The following is a 21734-nucleotide window of genomic DNA, read 5'->3' on the forward strand; positions in this document are numbered from 1 at the left end:
GTTCACTGCGCTGGTGTTTCCTTTGACAAAAGTCATGAGCCCGGTACCTCACCATATCGCCATCGTGATGGATGGCAATGGACGATGGGCGTCAAAGCGTTTTCTTCCCCGGGTTGCTGGCCACAAGCAGGGTGTCGACACACTTCGTCGATGCGTGAAGACATGTGCGCAACGCGGCGTTGGCGTGTTGACTGTCTTTGCCTTTTCCTCCGAGAACTGGAATCGGCCCGTCGAGGAGGTGTCCGGTCTGATGGACCTTTTCGCGATGGCCTTGACCAGGGAAGTCCCGCAGCTCAAGGCCGATGGCGTTCAATTGCATTTTGTTGGCGAGCGCGCCGGTTTGTCATCGAAGGTGATTGCAGGTATTGAGCAGGCGGAACGCGCGACCGCTGCGAACACACGTCTCATTCTGAATGTTTGCTTCAATTATGGGGGGCGCTGGGATATCGTCCAGGCGGCCGCAAAAGTGGCAGCTGAGGGCAAACCGGTCACCGAGCTTGAGTTGGGCCGGGCCATGGCTCTGGCCCATGTGCCTGATCCTGATTTGGTCATTCGCACCGGTGGCGAGCAGCGCATAAGCAATTTCTTGCTATGGCAGTCGGCTTACTCGGAGTTTTATTTCAGCGACAAACTCTGGCCCGAGTTTGATGATGCGGCGCTTGATGCGGCAATCGCCGTCTTCAATCAGCGCGAACGACGGTTTGGCAAAACATCAGAGCAACTGGCATCCCAAGCAGCCTTTTCGGCAGAAACGTGAGGAATAAATGCTAAAGCAACGCGTCATCACCGCCTTGGTTCTTCTGCTCATTCTTCTGCCTGCATTGTTTTATCACTCGCCGGTGCCGTTTTGTGCGGTTGCCCTTGTACTGATAGCGGCTGGCGCATGGGAGTGGGCGCGTCTCAATGGCTATGGCCAGATGTCATCGCTGATGTGTGGACTTGTCTGTGTTCTTGCATGCACTGCTGCGTGGTGGTTCGGTTGGCTGGAGCAATCGCTGAGCCTGTTGTGGTTGCTGGCAGGTGCGACCTGGGTGCTTGCGGGCGCCTGGGTGCTGCACAGTGGCGTCTCTGCCTGGGCGGATCATCCACGAACGATGCGATTGGTTTTGGGTCTGTTCGCGCTATGGCTGGCCTGGCTTGCTGTGGCTCAAGCCCGGGTGATTGGCATCAACTTTCTGCTTTCGATCCTGGTGTTGGTCTGGGTGGCTGACATCTTTGCCTATTTTGCAGGCCGGGCATTGGGCGGCCGTTTTAGCCGGAGCAAGCTGGCCCCCTCAATCAGCCCGGGTAAAAGCTGGGAAGGTGTCTGGGGGGGGATGGCAGGTGTTATCGTGCTGGCGTTTGCCTGGCGCTGGGCCGATGTCCAATGGGCCATCACACCGCCAAGTTTTTACAGCCACCTCGGTCAACAAGGCGGATGGTTGCTGCTGATTGCTGCCGTGTTCATGGCCGCCATGAGCGTGGTGGGTGATTTATTTGAGTCGCTCGTCAAACGGAGCGCCGGTGCCAAGGACAGCAGTGGCTTGTTGCCCGGACATGGCGGTGTCCTGGACCGCGTGGATGCTCTGTTGCCAACGCTGCCCTTGGCCATGATGCTTTACTCGATGTGGAAGCCCTGATGATTGATTTGAGAAGCAAGCCGAAGCAGCGAGTCACTGTTTTGGGGTCCACCGGATCTATCGGCGTCAGCACGCTGGGGGTGATCGCTCGTCATCCAGATCGGTTTGAAGTGTTTGCTTTGAGTGCATCCACACAGACTCAAATGTTGTTGCAACAGTGCGTGCAATTCAAACCGATGTTTGCGGTTATGGCCAGCGAACAGCATGGCCGTGAACTCGAACAGCAATGCCGTACGCTTGGCCTGTCGACGCGGGTCCTGTGGGGGCCAGAGGCCATCACAATGATTGCATCGCATGAACTCGTCGATTCGGTCATGGCTGCAATCGTTGGAGCTGCCGGACTGGCGTCTTGTCTTGGCGCGGCTCGGGCGGGAAAGCGTCTGCTGCTGGCCAATAAGGAAGCGCTTGTGGTGGGGGGTGACTACTTCATGCAGGCTGTCGCGACGGGCGGTGCCAAATTGCTTCCCATTGACAGCGAGCATTCCGCAGTTTTTCAGTCCTTGCCGGACGATGCCTCGGCATGGGCAAGTCAAATTGACAAGATCATTCTGACCGCTTCGGGCGGACCGTTCAGACAACGCGATTCCCAAACGCTGCGCGACGTAACGCCGGAGCAGGCTTGCGCCCATCCGAACTGGGTGATGGGCCGCAAGATTTCCGTTGACTCCGCCACCATGATGAACAAGGCGCTGGAAGTCATTGAAGCCAGATTCCTGTTTGGCGTCAGACCCGATCAGATTGAAGTCGTGATCCATCCTCAAAGCGTTATTCATTCGATGGTGCAGTACCGGGATAATTCCGTCGTGGCTCAGCTCGGCACGCCGGATATGAAAGTACCGATCGCTTATGGACTTTCCTGGCCCGACCGCATGGCGTCGGGTGCGGCTGCGCTGGATTTCAGATCAATGGCTGATATGACCTTTGAATCACTGGATTCAAATGGACACGAACAGCGCTTCCCCGGTTTGAAGCTGGCGTGGTCAACCCTGAATGCACCGTCTGGTTCGACGGCTGTGTTGAATGCAGCCAATGAAGTGGCGGTAGCTGCGTTTCTTGAACGCAAAATTCGCTTTGATCAAATCCATATCGTCAATCTGGAGACCATCGAGGCGGTCCAGCCTGCCAGCCCCCAGTCACTGGAGGATATTCTGGCGCTGGATGCTTTGTCCCGGGATGCCGCTCTTGAAATTGTGCGCCGCGTTGGCGTCTGAGGCCACTTGGGACCAACCATGCTGACCATTGCTGCATTTGTACTTGCGCTGGGGCTGTTGATTGCCGTGCATGAATACGGGCACTACCGGATGGCTGTGGCTTGCGGTGTCAAAGTGCTGCGTTTTTCCATCGGGTTCGGGAAAACGCTGTTTCGTTGGCAGCCCAAGGGCTCGCCGACAGAGTTTGTTGTTGGCGCCTTTCCCTTGGGTGGCTACGTGAAGATGCTTGATGAGCGGGAGTCGCCGGTGGCGCAGGAGGAGCGACACCTCGCGTTCAACACACAGCCCTTGCGTTCACGTGTTGCGATTGTGGCTGCCGGTCCGATCGCCAATTTGTTGCTGGCGATATTGCTCTACGCGGCCGTCAACTGGAGCGGTGTTCAGCTTCCTGCCCCGATTCTGGCCAGCCCTGAAGCGGGCTCTATGGCCGAGCGCGCGGGTTTGCAGGGAGGAGAAAAAGTGCTGCGAGCCGGGTTCGCCGGAGGCGAGTTGCAGGCTGTTGAATCCTTCGAAGATGTTCGCTGGTATCTGACGCGGGGGGCTCTGGAGGGACAGGACCTGCGCTTGGAGGTTACCGGGCCAACACAGGGAGCAAATGGCGAAGTACTGTTGAAACTCAGTACTATGGATGCCAAGGATGCCGATGCTCAGTTGTTCCGCAGGATCGGTATTGCAGGTCCGTTCAGCCCGCCGGTCATTGGTGAAGTAATGCCCGGTGCGGCGGCTGACAAGGCGGGTTTGCGTGATGGTGACCTGGTGCGCCAGGTGGGTGTGGTTCGGGTGGTTGACGGGCAGCAGTTGCGTCAACTGATTCGAAGTTCAGTCGTGAATGGGGACGCTGTTCCCGCTGTGTGGAAAGTCATTCGCGCTGGTACAGAACTGGAATTTTTGGTCAAACCCGAAATTCATCAGGACGGTAAGCTTGTGATCGGCAGGATCGGTGCCTATGTAGGCGCAATGCCTGAATTTGTCATGGTTAGCTATGGACCCATTGATGGCTTGTGGCGCGGCATGGTTCGCACGTGGGAGGTGTCTGCCTTGACGCTCAAGATGATGGCGAAAATGCTGGTGGGCGACGCTTCACTCAAGAATCTCAGTGGTCCGCTGACGATTGCCGACTACGCTGGCAAGTCGGCGGGTATGGGCTTGACGCAATACCTGTTGTTTCTGGCATTGATCAGCGTTAGCCTGGGTGTACTGAACTTGCTGCCTCTGCCGGTTCTGGATGGGGGACACCTGATGTATTATCTTTGGGAGGGCGCTACGGGTAAACCCGTCTCAGACGTCTGGATGGAGCGCCTGCAACGGGGTGGCGTTGCAATTCTTCTGGTCATGATGTCGATTGCGCTTTTCAACGATATCAACCGCTTATTTGGTTAAATTTTGGGTGTCGACTATCGACGCTGGCTTGACTTCTCAATACTAAAAATGCAAATCAACAGCTTCCGCCTGCGCGCCGTATCTGCCGTGGCATCCCTGATCTTCGTCGCCAATTCGGCTTGGGCCGTCGCACCTTTCACTGTGCGCGATATTCGCATTGAGGGCTTGCAGCGGGTGGAGCCGGGAACCGTCTTTGTGTCGCTGCCGGTTCAGGTCGGTGAGGTTTATAACGACGATAAAGGGTCGGCTGCGATTCGGGCACTCTTTGGTTTGGGATTGTTCAAAGATGTTCGAATTGAAGTCAACGGTGACGTGCTGGTGGTCGTGGTTGAGGAACGACCGACCGTCGCAGACATCGACTTTGTCGGAACGAAAGAGTTTGACAAGGATGTGCTGAAGAAGGCATTGCGCGATGTCGGGCTGACCGATGGGCGGCCCTATGACAAGGCACAACTGGACCGTGCTGAACAGGAGTTGAAACGACAGTACATCAACCGCAGTCTCTACGGTGCAGAAGTCGTCACCACGGTCACGCCGATTGAGCGTAACCGGGTCAACCTGACCTTCACGGTGATAGAGGGGGAACCCGCCAAGATCAGTGAAATCCGGATCGTTGGCAGCAAGGTTTTCAGTGAATCAACCTTGCGCGGACTGTTTGACCTGGATACCGGTGGTTGGATGAGCTGGTATACCAAATCGGATCGCTACTCGCGGGCCAAGTTGAATGCCGACATTGAGACTTTGCGTTCCTACTATTTGACCCGCGGTTATCTGGAGTTCCGGGTGGATTCAACCCAGGTCGCAATTCTGCCGAACAAAACTGATATCGCTATCACCATCAACATCACGGAAGGCGAGCGTTTTGTCGTGAGCGGCGTCAAGCTGGCGGGTAATTTTCTTGGAAAAGACGATGAATTCAAATCGCTGGTGACGATTCGACCCGGGCAAGCCTATAACGCCGATGAAGTGGCCAAGACCACCAAGGCGTTCACGGACTACTTCGGAAATTTTGGATTTGCCTTCGCCCGCGTGGAGGCTCGCCCTGAAATCGACCGTGCCAACAACCGTGTTGCCCTGGTATTGCAGGCGGATCCCTCCCGCAGGGCGTATGTCCGAAAAATCAATGTGGCCGGCAACAGCCGAACCCGCGATATGGTTATCCGGCGTGAGTTCCGGCAGTTTGAGGCTGCATGGTACGACGGCGACAAAATCAAATTGTCTCGCGATCGGGTTGATCGTTTGGGCTATTTCAAGGAAGTCGGTATCGAGACGCAGGAGGTGCCAGGTTCCCCAGACCAGGTTGATCTGACCATCAGCGTGTCCGAAAAGCCCACTGGAAGCTTGAGTTTGGGGGCTGGATTTTCAAGCGGCGAGGGACTCGGACTTTCCATGGGACTGAAGCAGGACAATGCATTCGGTTCCGGAAACTCACTGGGGATACAGCTCAATACCAGCAAGGTGAACCGCCTTGTTCTCTTCAATACGACAGACCCCTATTTCACAGACGATGGCGTTTCCCGAACCATCGACGTTTACCACAAGACCAGTAGTCCTTACCAAGATCAAACGGCCTACCAGCTCGTGACGTCAGGGGGCAGTTTGCGATTTGGTGTGCCTTTCACAGAAATTGATACGGTGTATTTTGGTGCCGGCATTGAGAAGACGACGATTGTGCCGGGTACTTCGTTGCCGACGTCATACCAGAATTACGCCAACCAGTTTGGGTATGACAGCAAGGCGCTACCCTTGACCCTGGGGTGGTCGCGTGATGGCCGTGACAGCACGCTTGCGCCAAACTCCGGCCGTTATCAGCGGGTCAATGCCGAATGGTCGCCAGCGGGTGAAGCGCGGTATGTGCGAGCCACTTACCAATATCAGGAATTCATACCTCTCAACAAGCAGTTCACGCTGGCTTTCAATGGTGAGGCGGGTTGGGGTGCTGCAACAGGTGGTCGCACCTATCCGGTGTTCAAGAATTTCTTTGGTGGCGGTTTGGGTTCTGTGCGTGGTTTCGAACAGGGCACCCTGGGCCCCCGGGATTCGAGTGGATCGGTCGTCGGGGGCTCCAGAAAGCTGAATTTGAACGCTGAGGTGCTTACTCCGTTTCCTGGTGCGGGCAATGACCGAACCTTGAGAATGTATGGCTTTCTTGATGTCGGCAATGTGGCGGGTTCGGATGGCGGCTTGGCGATCAATGAAAATGCGAACAGCTTGCGTGCGTCGGTCGGGGTTGGCATTAGTTGGATATCGCCTGTGGGACCTCTGCGTATGGCATTTGGCAAGCCCATCAAAAAGTTTGATGGCGATAAAATACAGACTATGCAATTTCAGATCGGGACTTCTTTCTAATGAACTACTTTTTACGTCGATGCGCTGCCGGCTTGTGGCTTGGCAGTTTGCTTGTTTCCGTACATGTTCAGGCACAGGATGCCCGTATCGGCTTTGTCAGCACAGACCGGATATTCAAGGAGGCAAGTACCGCCAAGGCGGCGCAGGTCAAGCTTGAGCAGGAATTTTCCAAGCGTGAGAAAGAGCTTGTCGATCTGGGCGCCTCGTTGAAATCAACGGCGGAAAAATTGGAGCGCGATGCGCCAACTTTGCCCGAAGGGCAGCGAGTCAGTCGGCAAAAGCAACTGGTTGAGCAGGATCGTGATTTTCAGCGCAAACGCCGCGAATTTCAGGAAGATCTGAACTCTCGCAAAAATGAAGAGTTACAGCAGGTGCTTGAACGTGCCAACAAGGTTGTGAAGCAAGTGGCCGAGGCGGAAAAGTTTGATCTGATTCTGCAGGATGCGGTCTATGTCAATCCCAGACTGGACATCACTGACAAAGTTCTCAAGGTTTTGAATTCCGGCGGCGCCAAATAATTGCTGTCGAGGCCTGCGAAGCGTGAGCTTGAGTTTAGGTTCGATTGTTGAAGAGCTCGGCGGTGAGCTGCATGGTGATGCTGCACTCTTGATTGAAGGCTTGTCCACCCTGGAGGCCGCAGGTCCCCAGCATGTGAGTTTTCTCAGTCATCCCAAGTACCAGACCCAATTGGCAGCGTCAAAGGCTGCATGCGTGATCGTAAGTCCCCAAATGCAGTCGCTTGCACAGTTGCGTGGTGCCTGTATTGTCACCGAGCAGCCGTATTTGTATTTCGCGCGCTTGACGCAACTCTGGAAGAGGAATCTGCCGCATTCAGCGCGACCTCGGGTTCATGCCAGCGCGGTCATTGATCCACTGGCCTTTGTTCATCCCGATGCCCGGATTGGAGCCTTGTGCGTGATCGAGCGTGGGGCCCGCATTGGTGCCAACACCGAACTCAGGTCGCGTGTAACGGTGGGGGAGGATTGTGTCATCGGTGATCGATGCCTGCTGCATCCGGGCGTGGTCATCGGCGCCGATGGCTTCGGCTTTGCCCCCAACGCTGGCGCGTGGGAAAAGATTGAGCAGCTTGGCGCAGTTTCCATTGGGAACGATGTGGAGATCGGTGCCAACACCTGTATTGACCGTGGTGCACTGCAGAACACCGTCATTGAAGACGGTGTGAAGCTGGACAATCTGATACAGATTGGTCATAACGTACGGGTAGGCAAGCATACGGCCATGGCCGGCTGCGTGGGTGTGGCAGGTAGCGCCACGATTGGAGCCCATTGCACGATTGGCGGTGGTGCGATTGTGTTGGGTCACCTGGCCCTGGCCGATCATGTCAATATCTCTGCAGCGACTGTTGTCACGCGCTCGATTCGAAGTCCGGGTCATTTCACGGGCATGTTTCCGATTGACGACAATGCGAGCTGGGAAAAAAATGCGGCTTCGCTCAAACAATTGCACAGCCTGCGTGATCGCATTCGGGCCTTGGAAGATCAACTAAAAAAATTGGAACAACCATGATGGATATTCACAAGATTCTCAAGCAACTGCCGCATCGCTATCCATTTCTCTTGGTAGACCGGGTTCTGGAGCTGGACAAGGGCAAGACCATCAAGGCGCTGAAGAACGTCACGATCAACGAGCCCTTTTTTGAAGGTCACTTCCCCCACCGACCGGTGATGCCCGGTGTACTGATGCTTGAAGCCCTGGCGCAGGCGGCAGCCCTGTTGGCGTTCGATGCTCTGGATACTTCGCCCAATGACGAAATGGTCTATTATTTTGCGGGTATTGATGGCGCCCGTTTCAAGCGTCCGGTGGAGCCTGGTGATCAGTTGATTCTCGAAGTTGAACTGCTGCGCATGAAGGCCGGCATATTCAAATTCAAAGGCCGCGCCCTGGTGGCCGACGAACTTGCCGTGGAAGCGGAATTGACCTGTGCCATGCGCACCATCAAATAAGGATTTCAAGGTGACCGCGATCCATGCTACGGCCATTGTTGACCCCGGGGCCGAGCTCGACGAGTCGGTGACGGTGGGGGCTTACACCCTGATTGGTCCCCATGTCAAAGTGGGTGCCGGCACCACCATTGGCCCTCACTGTGTGATCGAAGGACATACCACCATCGGGCGCGATAACCGGATTTTTCAGTTCAATTCACTTGGGGCCATTCCGCAGGACAAAAAGTACGCCGGTGAGCCCTGCGAATTGATCATTGGCGATCGCAATACCATCCGCGAGTTTTGTACCTTCAATATCGGCTCACCAGGGGATTCCGGGGTAACCCGCGTGGGCGATGACAACTGGTTGATGGCCTATGTCCATCTCGCGCACGATTGCATCGTGGGCAACAACACGATTTTCGCCAACAACGCCCAATTGGCGGGCCATGTGCACGTGGGAGACTGGGCAATTCTGGGTGGTTTTACTGTGGTTCACCAGTTTGTGAGGATTGGTGCACACAGCATGACCGCCATGTGTACTTTGCTTTTCGCGGATCTTCCTCCTTTCGTCATGTGCCAGGGGCAGCCGGCGCAGGCCCGCTCCATGAACTATGAAGGCTTGCGTCGCCGTGGTTTTTCTCCGGAACGGGTTTCCGCCGTCAAGGCCATGCACAAGGCGCTTTATCGGGATGACCTGACTTTGGAGGCGGCTCGTCTGCGAATCTCCGAGTTGAGTAAGTCAAGCCCGGAGTCTTCACCTGATGTGCAGATGATGCTCTCATTTTTAGAGCAAGTGGCACCTCAGCGCGGCATCGTTCGCTGATCTGGACCCTGCGTGAACACCTCTCTCGTTGTGGGTGACGTCGCGCGCGAGGGGCAGGGCGTGAGTCCGGCATTCGCCATGGTGGCGGGCGAAACTTCGGGTGATTTGCTGGCGGGCCTGTTGCTCGATGGTCTGCGCGAACGCTGGCCCGACATGAGTTGTGCCGGCATCGGTGGTCCGCAGATGCGACTTCGCGGATTTGACGCTTGGTGGCCGCACGATAAGTTGTCAGTCCATGGCTATGGTTGGGAGGTACTGCGTCGTTACCGCGAGATTGTCGGAATCCGGAATCAGCTCAAAGCCCGCCTGTTACAGCAGCATCCCCATGTATTCGTAGGTATTGACGCGCCTGATTTCAATCTGGATCTTGAGGCGGCCCTCAAAGCCCAAGGAATCAAGACGGTGCATTTTGTGTCGCCCTCGGTGTGGGCCTGGCGACCCGAGCGCATAGAGAAGATTCGCCGAAGCGTCGATCATGTCCTTTGTATCTTTCCGTTTGAACCAGCCTTGTTGGCTCAGCATGGCATCCAGGCCACTTACGTTGGTCATCCGCTGGCGAATGTCATTCCCATCGTTGCGGATCGGGCGGCGGCGCGGGAACGGCTGGGTATGGAGGCTGATGACCAGGTGATTGCCATCCTTCCCGGTAGCCGGGAATCTGAAATCAAGCACCTCGCCTTGCGGTTTTTCCAGGCTGCAGCCCTCGTTAAACAAGTCAAAAAAGCTATCAAATTCATAGTTCCGGCAGTACCCGCGCTCAAGGCACAAATTGAAGAGGCAGCCCGCGCCAGCGGTATGCTGAATCACCTGCAGATCGTGGCGGGGCAGTCTCATACGGTTTTAGCCGCGTGTGATGTCACATTGATTGCCAGCGGTACCGCCACGCTGGAGGCGGCATTGTTCAAGCGGCCGATGGTGATTGCCTACCGCATGGGGTGGCTCTCCTGGCAAATCATGCGACGCAAAAGGCTGCAACCCTGGGTCGGCTTGCCCAATATTCTGTGCCGGGACTTCGTCGTTCCTGAGTTGTTGCAGGATGCCGCCACACCCAGGGCGCTGGCAGATGCTGTTTTGTCCTGGTTGGATGACAGCGCCGCTGCGGCTGCGAGAATAGCGAGCCTTCAGAAAAAATTCTCCGACTTGCACCTTGAGTTGCAACGGGACACCTCTCATTTAGCCGCCCATGCCATCCAGCAAGTCCTCGAAAGCTAACAAAATCCCTGACAGGCAAGCCAGCCTGGTTTGGCATGCCCCGGGTTTGACCGCTGGTGTGGACGAGGCGGGGCGCGGCCCATTGGCGGGTCCGGTGGTGGCGGCAGCAGTCATTCTGGATGATTTGCGGCCGATCAAGGGTTTGGCGGATTCCAAAAAGCTCACTGAATTGCGCCGTGAAAAGCTGTTTGATGAAATCCGCGCCAAAGCCTTGTGCTGCTCCATAGCCGAGGCCAGCGTTGAAGAAATCGAGAAGCTCAATATCTTGCAGGCCACGTTGCTGGCCATGCGCCGGGCGGTGGAAGGCTTGCGGCTGAAGCCGCAATTGGTTTTGGTCGATGGCAACCGCTTGCCGGTATTGGCCATGCAGGCCGAAGCGATTGTGCAAGGCGATGCACTGGTGCCGGCTATTTCGGCCGCTTCTATCCTGGCCAAGGTTCATCGCGACCGCTGGTGTGCTGAGTACGACCAGCAATTCCCGCAATATGGTTTTGCCAAGCACAAGGGTTATGGCACCGCAGCCCATCTGGCCGCCTTGCGCGAGCATGGTGCGTGCCCGCAACATCGCAAGACTTTTCGTCCGGTGACCGATGTATTGGGAGCATTGCAGTGACTGCCCCTCAAGCCCAGCACATCAGCTCACGGGACAATGCCTTGCTCAGGGATCTGCGCAGATTGTCCCAAGACAACACCGCATATCGCAAGCAGGGACGATTCTGGGTGGAGGGCGATCACCTCTGCCGAGCCGCACTGGCACGCGGCGTGCAGCCTGCCGTGGGCGTTTTTTCAGAGTCTTTTTGGCCGCTGGCCCCCGCCGAATGGGCGCAGGCAGCTATTAAAACGGTAGTGATTCCAGATGCCTTTTTTGCCGATATCAGCGGATTGGAGTCTCCCGCCAGCATGGGTTTTGTGATCGATTTGCCAGTGGCTACAGCGTTGCAGTCCGGCGTAGCCTCCGTTATTCTGGATCGGGTGCAGGATGCGGGCAACGTCGGCTCCATCCTGCGCAGTGCTTCAGCCTTCGGTTTCAAGCAGATCATTGCCCTCAAAGGCAGCGCAGCGCTTTGGAGCCCCAAAGTTCTGCGTGCCGGCATGGGAGCCCACTGGGGTCTGCACCTGATGGAGGGGGTGGAACTGGCTGGATTGGCCTCGCTGGCGTTGCCGATCATCGTAACCAGTTCGCATCGCGGCGCCTTTTTGCATCAGGCACTGCTTAATCATGAGTTGCCCAAGCCCTGTATCTGGGCGCTCGGGCACGAAGGGCAGGGCGTGAGTGCGGAGTTGGAGGCGCTTGCGAGCCTTCACGTCCGCATTGCCCAGCCGGGGGGCGAGGAGTCGCTCAATGTCGCGGCAGCAGCAGCGATTTGCCTGCATGCCAGTGCTGTCGTGTAAGCCGGGGGCATCGTCTCCTCGGCTATAATGAGAGGCTTCACCGCACCCCGTACGCCCAGAGCCGTTCCAAGCCAATTCCCTTTAAGCAGCAAGCCAAGAGTTGTATCTTGAGCGCGTTTGGGCGTACCCGAAAACCAATCCGGAGAACCCAGTGCTTTTGTCTTTACAGGGAACCTATCCCCCCGCCATTCTGGCGCTCGCAGACGGCACGGTGTTTGTTGGAAATTCCATTGGAGCCGCTGGCTCCACCGTTGGCGAGGTGGTGTTCAACACCGCCATGACCGGCTACCAGGAAATCCTCACAGACCCGAGCTACTGCCAGCAAATCGTTACGTTAACCTACCCGCATATTGGCAACTATGGTGTCAATGCGCAGGATGTCGAGGCCTCGCGCGTGCATGCTGCCGGTCTGGTCATCAAGGATTTGCCGCTGGTTGCGTCCAATTTTCGGTCCAGCATGACGCTGTCCCAGTACCTGATTCAGCAAAAAACGGTTGCCATTGCCAATCTCGACACCCGTCAGTTGACGCGCCATTTGCGGACCAAGGGTGCGCAAAACGGCTGCATTCTGGGTTTGGCCGCCGGGGAAACTGTTACGCAGACGGCCATCGACAAGGCGCTTGCGTTGGCGAAAGCCGCACCCAGCATGGCAGGCACGGACCTGGCCAAGGTGGTGTCGGCCAGGGTGGCTTTTGACTGGACACAGACCGAATGGCAGTTGAGCCACCCGCAGTTGCAGGGCAAGCCTGGCTATGGCGAGCAATTGAAGCCAAAGTTTCATGTGCTGGCCTATGACTTTGGAGTCAAGTTCAATATTCTGCGCATGCTGGCCGAGCGGGGCTGCAAAATCACGGTCGTTCCTGCGCAAACCAGCGCAGCCGATGTTCTCAAGCACAAGCCGGATGGCATATTCTTGAGCAATGGCCCTGGCGATCCACAACCTTGTGACTACGCTATTGCCGCAGTGTCTGAGTTGATTGAGACGGGGATTCCCACGTTCGGTATCTGCCTGGGGCACCAAATCATGGCTTTGGCCTCGGGTGCCAAGACCTTCAAGATGAAGTTTGGCCACCATGGCGCCAACCACCCGGTCAAAGACCTGGACAGCGGTCGCGTCAGCATCACCAGCCAGAACCACGGCTTTGCGGTCGACGAAAAAACATTGCCGGCCAATCTGCGTGCAACGCACATCAGCTTGTTTGACGGCACCTTGCAGGGCCTGGCCCGCACCGACAAGCCCGCATTTTGTTTTCAGGGCCACCCAGAGGCATCGCCTGGACCGCACGATATTGCCTATTTGTTTGAGCGCTTCGTTGCGCTGATGGAGAAGGCTCAGGAGAAGAAGAATGCCTAAGCGCACAGATCTAAAAAGTATTCTGATTATCGGCGCGGGTCCGATCATCATTGGTCAGGCCTGTGAGTTCGACTACTCCGGTGTGCAAGCCTGCAAGGCCTTGCGGGAAGAGGGTTACAAGGTTATTTTGATCAATAGCAACCCGGCCACGATCATGACCGACCCCGCTACGGCGGACGTCACTTATATCGAGCCCATCACCTGGCAGACGGTTGAGAAGATCATTGCCAAAGAGCGTCCCGATGCGATTTTGCCCACCATGGGTGGTCAGACTGCGCTGAACTGCGCGCTGGACCTGTGGCACCACGGCGTACTGGAAAAGTACAAGGTGGAGCTCATTGGCGCCAGCCCTGAGGCCATCGACAAGGCGGAAGACCGCCTGAAGTTCAAGGACGCCATGACCAAGATTGGTCTGGGCTCCGCTCGCTCGGGCATTGCCCATTCGATGGAAGAAGCCTGGGCAGTACAAAAAACCCTGGGCTTTCCTACGGTGATTCGTCCCAGCTTCACGCTCGGCGGCACAGGTGGCGGTATTGCCTACAACTCGGAAGAGTTTGAAATTATCTGCAAGCGCGGTCTGGAAGCCTCGCCGACCAACGAGCTGCTGATTGAAGAGTCGCTCCTGGGCTGGAAAGAGTATGAGATGGAAGTGGTGCGCGACAAGGCGGACAACTGCATCATTGTCTGCTCAATCGAAAACCTGGACCCCATGGGTGTACACACCGGTGACTCCATCACCGTGGCACCGGCGCAAACACTGACCGACAAGGAATACCAGATTCTGCGCAATGCTTCGCTGGCCGTGCTGCGCGAAATTGGCGTGGACACCGGTGGCTCCAATGTGCAGTTTTCCATCAACCCGGTGGATGGCCGCATGGTCGTGATCGAGATGAACCCGCGCGTGAGCCGCTCCTCGGCGCTGGCTTCCAAGGCCACGGGTTTCCCGATCGCCAAGGTCGCCGCCAAGCTGGCCGTGGGTTACACACTGGACGAACTGCGCAACGACATCACCGGTGGCGCCACGCCTGCGAGCTTTGAGCCTAGTATCGACTATGTGGTCACCAAGATCCCGCGTTTTGCTTTCGAGAAATTCCCGGCAGCCGACAGCCGCCTGACGACCCAGATGAAGTCGGTGGGTGAAGTGATGGCCATGGGTCGTACCTTCCAGGAATCGTTCCAGAAAGCCCTGCGCGGTCTGGAAGTTGGCGTGGACGGCATGAATGAAAAAACCCAGGACCGTGAGGTTCTGGAAAAAGAACTGGGCGCGCCTGGCCCGGAGCGCATCTGGTACGTGGGCGATGCCTTCGCTCAGGGTATGAGTGTGGATGAAGTGTTCGCGCTGACCAAGATCGACCCCTGGTTCCTGGTTCAGATCGAGCAGATCGTGAAGATCGAACTGGAGTTGGAGACGACCACGCTGGACGCCATTGACGCACCCACTTTGCGTGCGCTCAAGCAGAAGGGTTTTTCCGATCGTCGCCTGGCCAAACAGCTCAAAACGACCGATACCGCCATCAGAAACGCGCGTCGAACATTGGGGGTTCGACCGGTGTTCAAGCGTGTAGATACCTGTGCGGCAGAGTTTTCGACCAACACAGCCTACATGTACTCGACCTACGAGGCCGAGGGTTCCGAGTGCGAGGCGGCACCAACGACCAAGAAAAAAATCATGGTGTTGGGCGGTGGCCCCAACCGCATCGGTCAGGGCATCGAGTTTGATTACTGCTGTGTGCATGCGGCCCTGGCCATGCGTGAAGATGGTTATGAAACCATCATGGTCAACTGCAATCCTGAGACCGTGTCCACCGACTACGACACCAGCGACCGCCTCTATTTCGAGCCGCTCACTCTGGAAGATGTGCTGGAGATCGTTGACAAGGAAAAGCCTGTTGGCGTGATCGTGCAATACGGCGGTCAGACGCCTTTGAAGCTTGCGCTGGACCTGGAAGCCAATGGCGTGCCCATCATCGGCACCAGCCCCGACATGATTGATGCAGCGGAAGACCGCGAGCGCTTTCAAAAGTTGTTGCACGAGTTGAAGCTGCGCCAACCCCCGAATGCCACGGCCCGTACCGAGCCCGAAGCACTGGAGAAAGCTGCGGCCTTGGGATATCCGTTGGTCGTGCGCCCCAGTTACGTGCTGGGTGGCCGTGCCATGGAAATCGTGCACGAGCAGCGTGACCTGGAGCGCTACATGCGCGAGGCGGTCAAGGTCAGTCACGACTCCCCCGTTCTGCTGGACCGCTTCCTGAACGACGCTATCGAATGCGATGTCGATTGCATCCGTGATGCGGGTTCGGATGGACTTGATGGTGCTACTTTCATTGGCGGTGTGATGGAACACATCGAGCAAGCGGGTGTGCACAGTGGTGATTCAGCCTGCTCGTTGCCACCTTACAGCCTGAGCGCCGAGACGGTGACCGAGATCAAGCGTCAAACCGCTGCCATGGCCAAAGCCCTGAATGTGGTGGGCCTGATGAATGTGCAGTTCGCCATTCAGAATATCGAAGGCAAAGACGTTATCTACGTGCTGGAAGTCAACCCCCGTGCCTCACGTACGGTGCCTTTTGTTTCCAAAGCCACAGGTATTCAGTTGGCCAAGGTAGCGGCACGTTGCATGGTTGGCCAGTCGCTGGCGTCGCAAGGTATCACCAAAGAAGTAACCCCGCCGTATTTCAGTGTGAAAGAGGCGGTGTTTCCCTTCGTCAAGTTCCCCGGCGTGGACACGATCCTTGGCCCGGAGATGAAGTCCACCGGCGAGGTGATGGGTGTGGGCAGGACTTTTGGCGAAGCATTTGTCAAATCACAAATGGGTGCCGGAACCAAGTTGCCACGCGAAGGCAAGGTGTTCCTCACCGTGAAGAACAACGACAAGCCACGTGCTATTGAAGTGGCGCGAGCCTTGGTGTCCATGGGCTTCCAAGTGTTGGCGACCAAGGGAACTGCTGCGGCCATCAATGCTGCGGGTGTGCCGTGCGCAGTGGTCAATAAGGTGACCGAGGGTCGTCCCCACATTGTGGACATGATCAAGAACGAAGAAATCTCGATGGTCATCAATACCGTGGAGGAGCGTCGCAATGCCATTGCAGACTCACGTCAGATTCGCACATCGGCTTTGCTGGCGCGGGTCACCACGTTCACTACGATCGCTGGTGCCGAGGCTGCAGTGCAGGGCATGAGACACATGGACCACCTGGGTGTGATTTCGATTCAGGAAATGCACGCACAGCTGACCGCAGCTTGATTCAAGGCTCATAATCGCGGCATAATTGACGCATCAAGATACCGCCGAACGGCAACGCTCGGCGGTTTCCTTTTGTGCAATCCCTTTATTCTCTAACGGAGCAGTACGTGGCTACCATTCCCATTACCAAGCGCGGCGCTGAAAAGCTCAGGGTCGAGTTGCACAAGCTGAAAACCGTGGATCGTCCGTGGGTCATCAATGCGATTGCCGAGGCCCGTGCGCAGGGCGACCTGAGTGAAAACGCAGAGTACGAGGTGGCCAAGGACCGGCAGGGTTTTATCGAAGGCCGTATTCAGGAAGTCGAGGGCAAGCTGTCTGTATGCCAGATCATTGATCCCGCCGAACTGGATGCCGGTGGCAAGGTCGTGTTCGGTGCAACCGTGAAGCTCGAAGACGAGGATTCTGGCGATGTGGTGACGTATCAAATCGTGGGCGAAGACGAGGCCGATATCAAATTGGGCTTGGTCAACATTGGTAGCCCGATTGCTCGTGCCTTGATCGGCAAGGAGGAGGGCGACACCGCAGAAGTTCAGGCGCCTGGTGGCGTCAAGCATTACGAAGTTGTCGCGGTGAGTTACGTCTGAGATGACGTCAAGGCTTTCGATCTGCGTCGCAGGCTTCTGGTGGGCGAGTCTGGGCACCGTCGGGTTTTTGGTGGTCCCCATGCTGTTCGTTTATCTGCCGACGCCGTCGCTCGCAGGCGGTATGGCGGCCAAGTTGTTTACAGCCCAAACATGGGTGTCGAGTCTGTGTGGATTTTTTCTGTTGCTGCAATCCCGCAATACCAGGTCTTCCTCAGCCGCAGCCTCTGTTCAGGCGGCCATGGTTTTCATTGTTTTGGGTATGTTGCTGGCCTTGTTGGCGGAGTTTGGGGTGGCGCCCCACATCATGGCGCGTGAGAACCTGCGCTTATGGCACAGTGTTGGAAGTGGGATGTACGTGCTGCAGTGGGTATGCGCCGCGACGATATTCTGGAAGCTGACGGCACCGCGCCAAAGCGCGGTTTAACCCGCGTGCGTCAGGTTTGACTGCGTTTCTTGACGCTGGTTTGTTTGGGCTTGGCGCGTTTGACCTGTCCGCCAGCCGTGAGGCGCTGATTGCCCAGAACGCGCAAGGTCTTGACTTCGGGCCGCTGGCCTGACTGTTTGCTGTATTTCAGTACCTTGAAATCGCGTGGGCCGGGCATGCGATTTTCGTCAACAACCTTTTCCCGCTCAGGCATGGGGCGCCAGAGCACCAGAAGTTTGCCGATATGTTGAATGGGCGCTGCACTGAGCTCGTCTGCCAGCGTTTGAAACATGGCTTCCCGGGCCGCGCGATCATCGGAAAATACGCGAACCTTGATCAGGCCGTGGGCGTTCAACGCGGCATTCACTTCTTTTTTGACGGAATCCGTGAGGCCATCGCCACCGACCATCACCACGGGATCCAGGTGGTGGGCTTCGGAGCGGTGTTCTTTGCGTTGGGCGGGTGTTAGTTGAATTTGGGGCATGCCAGTATTATCGGTTACGAAGGTCAAAATGAAAACCAAAACGAAAAGCAGCAAAGTTAACCGGGCGTGGATCAATGATCACGTCAACGACACCTACGTCAAGTTGGCCAAGCTTGAAGGCTATCGTGCCCGTGCGGCTTACAAACTCAAGGAAATTGATGAAACACTGGGCTTGATCAAGCCGGGTCAATTGGTGGTGGACTTGGGCTCTACGCCGGGGGCATGGAGCCAGTACGTTCGGCGCAAGATGTCGCCCAAAACCGCGACCAGCGGCGGTGCCGCGGCGGGGGAACTCAATGGCACCATCATTGCACTGGATATCCTGCCCATGGAGCCGATTGAAGGAGTTACCTTCTTGTTGGGTGATTTCCGGGAAGATGCTGTTTTGCAGCGTTTGTCGGACGAAATGCAGGGGCGACTCGCGGATGTGGTCGTCTCCGACATGGCGCCCAATTTGTCAGGTATTGCATCGGCCGACGCAGCACGGATTGAAAATCTGGTGGAATTGGCGCTTGAATTCGCCCAGAGCCATATGAAGCCCAGTGGTGCCCTGGTGGCCAAGGTCTTTCATGGCGGTGTCTACGATCAGCTGTTCAAGCGGTTCAGCGAAACATTCCTTGTGGTCAAGCGTATCAAGCCCAAGGCTTCCCGCGACAAATCTTCAGAAACCTTTCTGGTGGGCCTTGGCTTGAAACCAGGCTGAATTCCCTGTCGGCGATGTGGCTGAATACGTGAAAATCCTGCCCCGCACGCCTTGAAACGCCTAAAATGAAGCCCAACTGTGCTTAGTCTTCTAATTCGCTTCCCTATTGGAGCCTCGCTTGAATAATCAGTGGTTCTCGAAAATTGCCGTATGGCTTGTTATTGCCCTTGTGCTTTTCACCGTGTTCAAGCAGTTTGATACACGAGGGGGATCAAGCGCCGGAAACCTGGGCTATTCCGATTTCCTGGAAGAGGTTCGTGGCAAGCGCATCAAGAGTGCTCTCATTCAGGAAGGTCAGGGTGGCACTGAGATTATTGCCGTCACCACCGACGATCGCAAAGTCAGAACTACTGCCACCTACCTTGACCGCGGTCTGGTTGGAGACCTTATCGCCAATGGCGTGAAATTCGACGTCAAGCCCCGCGAAGAAGGTTCTTTGCTCATGACGCTGCTGGTCAGCTGGGGTCCGATGCTTTTGCTGATCGGTGTCTGGGTTTACTTCATGCGTCAGATGCAGGGTGGCGGCAAGGGTGGTGCCTTCAGCTTTGGCAAAAGCAAGGCACGCTTGCTGGATGAAAACACCAACCAGGTGACTTTTGCCGATGTGGCCGGGTGCGACGAGGCCAAGGAAGAAGTTAAAGAGGTCGTGGACTTCCTGAAAGACCCGGCAAAATTTCAGAAGCTGGGCGGACGGATTCCACGCGGTCTGTTGTTGGTTGGCCCCCCGGGTACCGGCAAGACCTTGTTGGCCAAAAGTATTGCAGGCGAGGCCAAGGTACCTTTCTTCTCAATCTCCGGTTCCGATTTTGTTGAAATGTTTGTCGGTGTGGGTGCGTCCCGAGTGCGCGACATGTTTGATAACGCCAAGAAAAATGCGCCTTGCATTATCTTCATCGATGAGATTGATGCGGTCGGACGTCAGCGCGGCGCCGGTCTGGGTGGCGGCAATGATGAGCGTGAACAAACGCTGAATCAGATGCTGGTCGAAATGGACGGTTTTGAGACCAACGTAGGCGTCATCGTGGTCGCCGCGACCAATCGTCCTGACATTCTGGATGCCGCACTGCTGCGTCCCGGCCGTTTTGACCGCCAGGTGTATGTCACCTTGCCGGACATTCGCGGGCGCGAACAGATTCTCAACGTCCACATGCGTAAGGTGCCCTTGGGGCAGGATGTGAATGCAGCCGTGATTGCACGCGGGACACCGGGTATGTCGGGTGCCGATCTTGCCAATTTGTGCAATGAAGCTGCCCTGATGGCGGCTCGTCGCAATGCCCGTACCGTGGAAATGCAGGACTTTGAGAAGGCCAAAGACAAAATCCTGATGGGTCCTGAGCGCAAAAGCATGGTCATGCCGGAGGCCGAGCGCCAGAACACGGCTTACCACGAGTCGGGCCATGCGCTGATTGGCAAGTTGTTGTCCAAGTGCGATCCGGTTCACAAGGTCACCATCATCCCGCGTGGTCGTGCCTTGGGAGTGACCATGAGCCTGCCTTCCCAGGACCGTTACAGCTATGACAGCGAATACATGTTGCACCAGATCAGCATGCTGTTTGGTGGTCGTATTGCTGAAGAGGTGTTCATGAAGCAAATGACCACTGGAGCCAGCAATGACTTCGAACGTGCAACCCACATTGCGCGTGACATGGTGACTCGTTACGGCATGACGGACGCCTTGGGCCCGATGGTTTATGCGGAAAACGAGGGTGAGGTGTTTTTGGGACGTTCAGTGACCAAAACCACCAATATGAGCGAACAGACCATGCAGAAGGTGGATGCTGAGGTTCGTCGCATTATTGACCAGCAGTACAGTCTGGCGCGTAAGCTCATTGAGGACAACCAGGACAAGATGCACGCCATGGCCAAGGCTTTGCTGGAGTGGGAAACCATTGACAGCGACCAGCTGGACGACATCATGGCGGGCAAAGAGCCCCGTCCACCAAAGGATTGGACACCCCGCGTGCCGTCCTCTGGCAGTGACAATAGCAGTGGTGGTGCACCGGCCGTCAAGCCTGATGCTGCGCCTACCGTCGCTTAAGTCGTATCACTTGATCAAAACGGGGCTATAAGCCCCGTTTTGTTTTGATCAGAGCAGGTTTCTCATGCAATGGACCACCAGCCGATTTTCGATTGACTTGACCGTCCCCAAGGTGATGGGAATTGTGAACGTCACACCTGATTCATTTTCGGATGGAGGGCAGCACGCCTCCACATTGGCTGCTATGCGGCATTGCGAAAAGCTGCTTGCAGAGGGTGCTGACATTCTCGACATTGGTGGCGAGTCCTCACGGCCCGGCGCTTTGTCTTTGCCCCTGGCGGATGAATTGGCCCGCGTCTTGCCCCTTGTTCGCGAAGCGGTCAAGCTCGGGGTGCCGTTATCTGTCGATACCTACAAGCCGCAAGTCATGCAGGCCGTATTGGACCTCGGGGCAGACATCATCAATGACATCTGGGCCCTGCGATGGCGAGAGAGCAGCCCCGCGCCAATCCAGCTCAGTGGCATGCAAGTGGTGTCGCAGCATCCGTCGTGCGGTATCTGCCTGATGCATATGCACCGCGAGCCGCAGACGATGCAGATGGCACCCATGGAAGGTGATGTACTCCCTCAAGTGCGTCACCTGCTGGAGCGCATTGCCGATGAGTTGCTGGGGCTCGGAGTTGAGAAGAGTCGTATCGTCATTGACCCTGGCATCGGCTTTGGTAAAACCGTGGCGCAGAACTTCGCCTTGCTGGCCCGACAGCAGGAGCTGATCAACAGTGGCTATCCGCTGTTGGCGGGTTGGTCGCGGAAATCATCGCTGGCAGCCGTTGCGGGTACATCACTGGCAAGTGTGGCAACGCTCGATGTTCATGAGCGTATGGTTCCCAGTGTGGTGGCCGCAGTGCTGGCGATTGAGCGCGGCGCGATGATCGTGCGTGTGCATGATGTCCGTGAGACCGTGCAGGCCATCAAAGTGCTGAGCGCTATAAAATAAATAGCATATAAGTTAAATACAGGAAGGGCAAGGG

General features: G+C 56.4%; 20 protein-coding genes. 19 read left to right on the forward strand and 1 reads right to left on the reverse strand.

The genetic code is table 11. The features are described 5' to 3' along the window. The first annotated feature begins 34 nt into the window (after nucleotides 1-34). The 16 genes from uppS to IV109_RS08020 all read left to right on the forward strand — a co-directional run bounded on the left by uppS (nucleotide 35) and on the right by IV109_RS08020 (nucleotide 17538). Nucleotides 35-757, forward strand: a complete 723-nt coding sequence (uppS, locus tag IV109_RS07945; protein ID WP_296694658.1) for a polyprenyl diphosphate synthase — start codon at nucleotides 35-37, stop codon at nucleotides 755-757. 7 nt (nucleotides 758-764) lie between these two features. Then, nucleotides 765-1619: a phosphatidate cytidylyltransferase gene (locus tag IV109_RS07950; RefSeq protein ID WP_296694660.1), complete on the forward strand. Its 855-nt coding sequence runs from the start codon at nucleotides 765-767 to the stop codon at nucleotides 1617-1619. Then, nucleotides 1619-2830 (forward strand): 1-deoxy-D-xylulose-5-phosphate reductoisomerase, encoded by a 1212-nt coding sequence (ispC, locus tag IV109_RS07955; RefSeq protein WP_296694661.1) that lies wholly within the window; start codon nucleotides 1619-1621, stop codon nucleotides 2828-2830. The genes IV109_RS07950 and ispC overlap by 1 nt, the downstream gene beginning before the upstream one ends. A gap of 18 nt (nucleotides 2831-2848) precedes the next feature. Next, entirely contained in the window at nucleotides 2849-4210 is a 1362-nt protein-coding gene (gene rseP, locus IV109_RS07960) for an RIP metalloprotease RseP (RefSeq protein ID WP_296694662.1), read from the forward strand. A 48-nt stretch (nucleotides 4211-4258) separates the two neighbouring features. Then, nucleotides 4259-6559, forward strand: coding sequence for an outer membrane protein assembly factor BamA (gene bamA / locus IV109_RS07965; protein WP_296694664.1), 2301 nt, complete (start codon nucleotides 4259-4261; stop codon nucleotides 6557-6559). After that, the gene (locus IV109_RS07970) at nucleotides 6559-7077 is read left to right on the forward strand and encodes an OmpH family outer membrane protein (protein ID WP_296694665.1); all 519 of its coding nucleotides are present in this window, start codon (nucleotides 6559-6561) and stop codon (nucleotides 7075-7077) included. The genes bamA and IV109_RS07970 overlap by 1 nt, the downstream gene beginning before the upstream one ends. A gap of 22 nt (nucleotides 7078-7099) precedes the next feature. Continuing rightward, nucleotides 7100-8086, forward strand: a complete 987-nt coding sequence (gene lpxD / locus IV109_RS07975; RefSeq protein WP_296694666.1) for a UDP-3-O-(3-hydroxymyristoyl)glucosamine N-acyltransferase — start codon at nucleotides 7100-7102, stop codon at nucleotides 8084-8086. Continuing rightward, a complete protein-coding gene (gene fabZ, locus IV109_RS07980) occupies nucleotides 8083-8523 on the forward strand; it encodes a 3-hydroxyacyl-ACP dehydratase FabZ (protein WP_296694669.1) in 441 nt (146 codons plus the stop codon). The genes lpxD and fabZ overlap by 4 nt, the downstream gene beginning before the upstream one ends. A gap of 10 nt (nucleotides 8524-8533) precedes the next feature. Further along, entirely contained in the window at nucleotides 8534-9328 is a 795-nt protein-coding gene (lpxA, locus tag IV109_RS07985; RefSeq protein WP_296694671.1) for an acyl-ACP--UDP-N-acetylglucosamine O-acyltransferase, read from the forward strand. Nucleotides 9329-9406: 78 nt separating this feature from the next. Next, nucleotides 9407-10540, forward strand: a complete 1134-nt coding sequence (gene lpxB / locus IV109_RS07990) for a lipid-A-disaccharide synthase (RefSeq protein WP_296695714.1) — start codon at nucleotides 9407-9409, stop codon at nucleotides 10538-10540. After that, the gene (rnhB, locus tag IV109_RS07995; RefSeq protein ID WP_296694673.1) at nucleotides 10512-11153 is read left to right on the forward strand and encodes a ribonuclease HII; all 642 of its coding nucleotides are present in this window, start codon (nucleotides 10512-10514) and stop codon (nucleotides 11151-11153) included. Before lpxB ends, rnhB begins: the two co-directional genes overlap by 29 nt. Continuing rightward, nucleotides 11150-11932, forward strand: coding sequence for an RNA methyltransferase (locus tag IV109_RS08000; protein WP_296694676.1), 783 nt, complete (start codon nucleotides 11150-11152; stop codon nucleotides 11930-11932). The genes rnhB and IV109_RS08000 overlap by 4 nt, the downstream gene beginning before the upstream one ends. 151 nt (nucleotides 11933-12083) lie before the next feature. Beyond that, nucleotides 12084-13286 carry a glutamine-hydrolyzing carbamoyl-phosphate synthase small subunit gene (carA, locus tag IV109_RS08005; protein WP_296694678.1) on the forward strand — a complete coding sequence of 401 codons (1203 nt, stop codon included), beginning with the start codon at nucleotides 12084-12086 and terminating at the stop codon, nucleotides 13284-13286. Then, on the forward strand, nucleotides 13279-16530 hold the full coding sequence (gene carB, locus IV109_RS08010) for a carbamoyl-phosphate synthase large subunit (RefSeq protein WP_296694680.1): 3252 nt from the start codon (nucleotides 13279-13281) through the stop codon (nucleotides 16528-16530). Before carA ends, carB begins: the two co-directional genes overlap by 8 nt. A gap of 107 nt (nucleotides 16531-16637) precedes the next feature. Then, on the forward strand, nucleotides 16638-17114 hold the full coding sequence (gene greA / locus IV109_RS08015) for a transcription elongation factor GreA (protein ID WP_296694682.1): 477 nt from the start codon (nucleotides 16638-16640) through the stop codon (nucleotides 17112-17114). Nucleotide 17115: 1 nt separating this feature from the next. Further along, nucleotides 17116-17538, forward strand: coding sequence for a DUF4149 domain-containing protein (locus IV109_RS08020; RefSeq protein ID WP_296694684.1), 423 nt, complete (start codon nucleotides 17116-17118; stop codon nucleotides 17536-17538). Nucleotides 17539-17548: 10 nt separating this feature from the next. On the opposite strand, the gene IV109_RS08025 is transcribed toward IV109_RS08020, so the two are convergent. Further along, nucleotides 17549-18022 carry a YhbY family RNA-binding protein gene (locus IV109_RS08025; protein ID WP_296694687.1) on the reverse strand — a complete coding sequence of 158 codons (474 nt, stop codon included), beginning with the start codon at nucleotides 18020-18022 and terminating at the stop codon, nucleotides 17549-17551. Between the two features lie 28 nt (nucleotides 18023-18050). On the opposite strand from IV109_RS08025, the gene IV109_RS08030 reads away from it, so the two are divergent. The 3 genes from IV109_RS08030 to folP all read left to right on the forward strand — a co-directional run bounded on the left by IV109_RS08030 (nucleotide 18051) and on the right by folP (nucleotide 21700). Continuing rightward, the gene (locus IV109_RS08030; protein ID WP_296694690.1) at nucleotides 18051-18725 is read left to right on the forward strand and encodes an RlmE family RNA methyltransferase; all 675 of its coding nucleotides are present in this window, start codon (nucleotides 18051-18053) and stop codon (nucleotides 18723-18725) included. A 118-nt stretch (nucleotides 18726-18843) separates the two neighbouring features. After that, on the forward strand, nucleotides 18844-20763 hold the full coding sequence (ftsH, locus tag IV109_RS08035) for an ATP-dependent zinc metalloprotease FtsH (RefSeq protein ID WP_296694692.1): 1920 nt from the start codon (nucleotides 18844-18846) through the stop codon (nucleotides 20761-20763). A 64-nt stretch (nucleotides 20764-20827) separates the two neighbouring features. Then, the gene (folP, locus tag IV109_RS08040) at nucleotides 20828-21700 is read left to right on the forward strand and encodes a dihydropteroate synthase (RefSeq protein WP_296694695.1); all 873 of its coding nucleotides are present in this window, start codon (nucleotides 20828-20830) and stop codon (nucleotides 21698-21700) included. Nucleotides 21701-21734 lie beyond the last annotated feature (34 nt).

It is taken from the genome of Rhodoferax sp., from assembly GCF_018780565.1.
Taxonomy (GTDB): domain Bacteria; phylum Pseudomonadota; class Gammaproteobacteria; order Burkholderiales; family Burkholderiaceae_C; genus Rhodoferax.

What these genes read in the sequence shown, in the direction of transcription:
- folP (WP_296694695.1), top strand. Translation starts at nt 20,828, where the DNA reads ATGCAATGGACCACCAGCCGATTTTCGATTGACTTGACCGTCCCCAAG.
- IV109_RS07950 (WP_296694660.1), top strand. Translation starts at nt 765, where the DNA reads ATGCTAAAGCAACGCGTCATCACCGCCTTGGTTCTTCTGCTCATTCTT.
- IV109_RS08020 (WP_296694684.1), top strand. Translation starts at nt 17,116, where the DNA reads ATGACGTCAAGGCTTTCGATCTGCGTCGCAGGCTTCTGGTGGGCGAGT.
- rseP (WP_296694662.1), top strand. Translation starts at nt 2,849, where the DNA reads ATGCTGACCATTGCTGCATTTGTACTTGCGCTGGGGCTGTTGATTGCC.
- fabZ (WP_296694669.1), top strand. Translation starts at nt 8,083, where the DNA reads ATGATGGATATTCACAAGATTCTCAAGCAACTGCCGCATCGCTATCCA.
- IV109_RS08025 (WP_296694687.1), bottom strand. Translation starts at nt 18,022, where the DNA reads ATGCCCCAAATTCAACTAACACCCGCCCAACGCAAAGAACACCGCTCC.
- ispC (WP_296694661.1), top strand. Translation starts at nt 1,619, where the DNA reads ATGATTGATTTGAGAAGCAAGCCGAAGCAGCGAGTCACTGTTTTGGGG.
- IV109_RS07970 (WP_296694665.1), top strand. Translation starts at nt 6,559, where the DNA reads ATGAACTACTTTTTACGTCGATGCGCTGCCGGCTTGTGGCTTGGCAGT.
- IV109_RS08030 (WP_296694690.1), top strand. Translation starts at nt 18,051, where the DNA reads ATGAAAACCAAAACGAAAAGCAGCAAAGTTAACCGGGCGTGGATCAAT.
- rnhB (WP_296694673.1), top strand. Translation starts at nt 10,512, where the DNA reads ATGCCATCCAGCAAGTCCTCGAAAGCTAACAAAATCCCTGACAGGCAA.
- carB (WP_296694680.1), top strand. Translation starts at nt 13,279, where the DNA reads ATGCCTAAGCGCACAGATCTAAAAAGTATTCTGATTATCGGCGCGGGT.
- bamA (WP_296694664.1), top strand. Translation starts at nt 4,259, where the DNA reads ATGCAAATCAACAGCTTCCGCCTGCGCGCCGTATCTGCCGTGGCATCC.
- uppS (WP_296694658.1), top strand. Translation starts at nt 35, where the DNA reads ATGAGCCCGGTACCTCACCATATCGCCATCGTGATGGATGGCAATGGA.
- lpxB (WP_296695714.1), top strand. Translation starts at nt 9,407, where the DNA reads ATGGTGGCGGGCGAAACTTCGGGTGATTTGCTGGCGGGCCTGTTGCTC.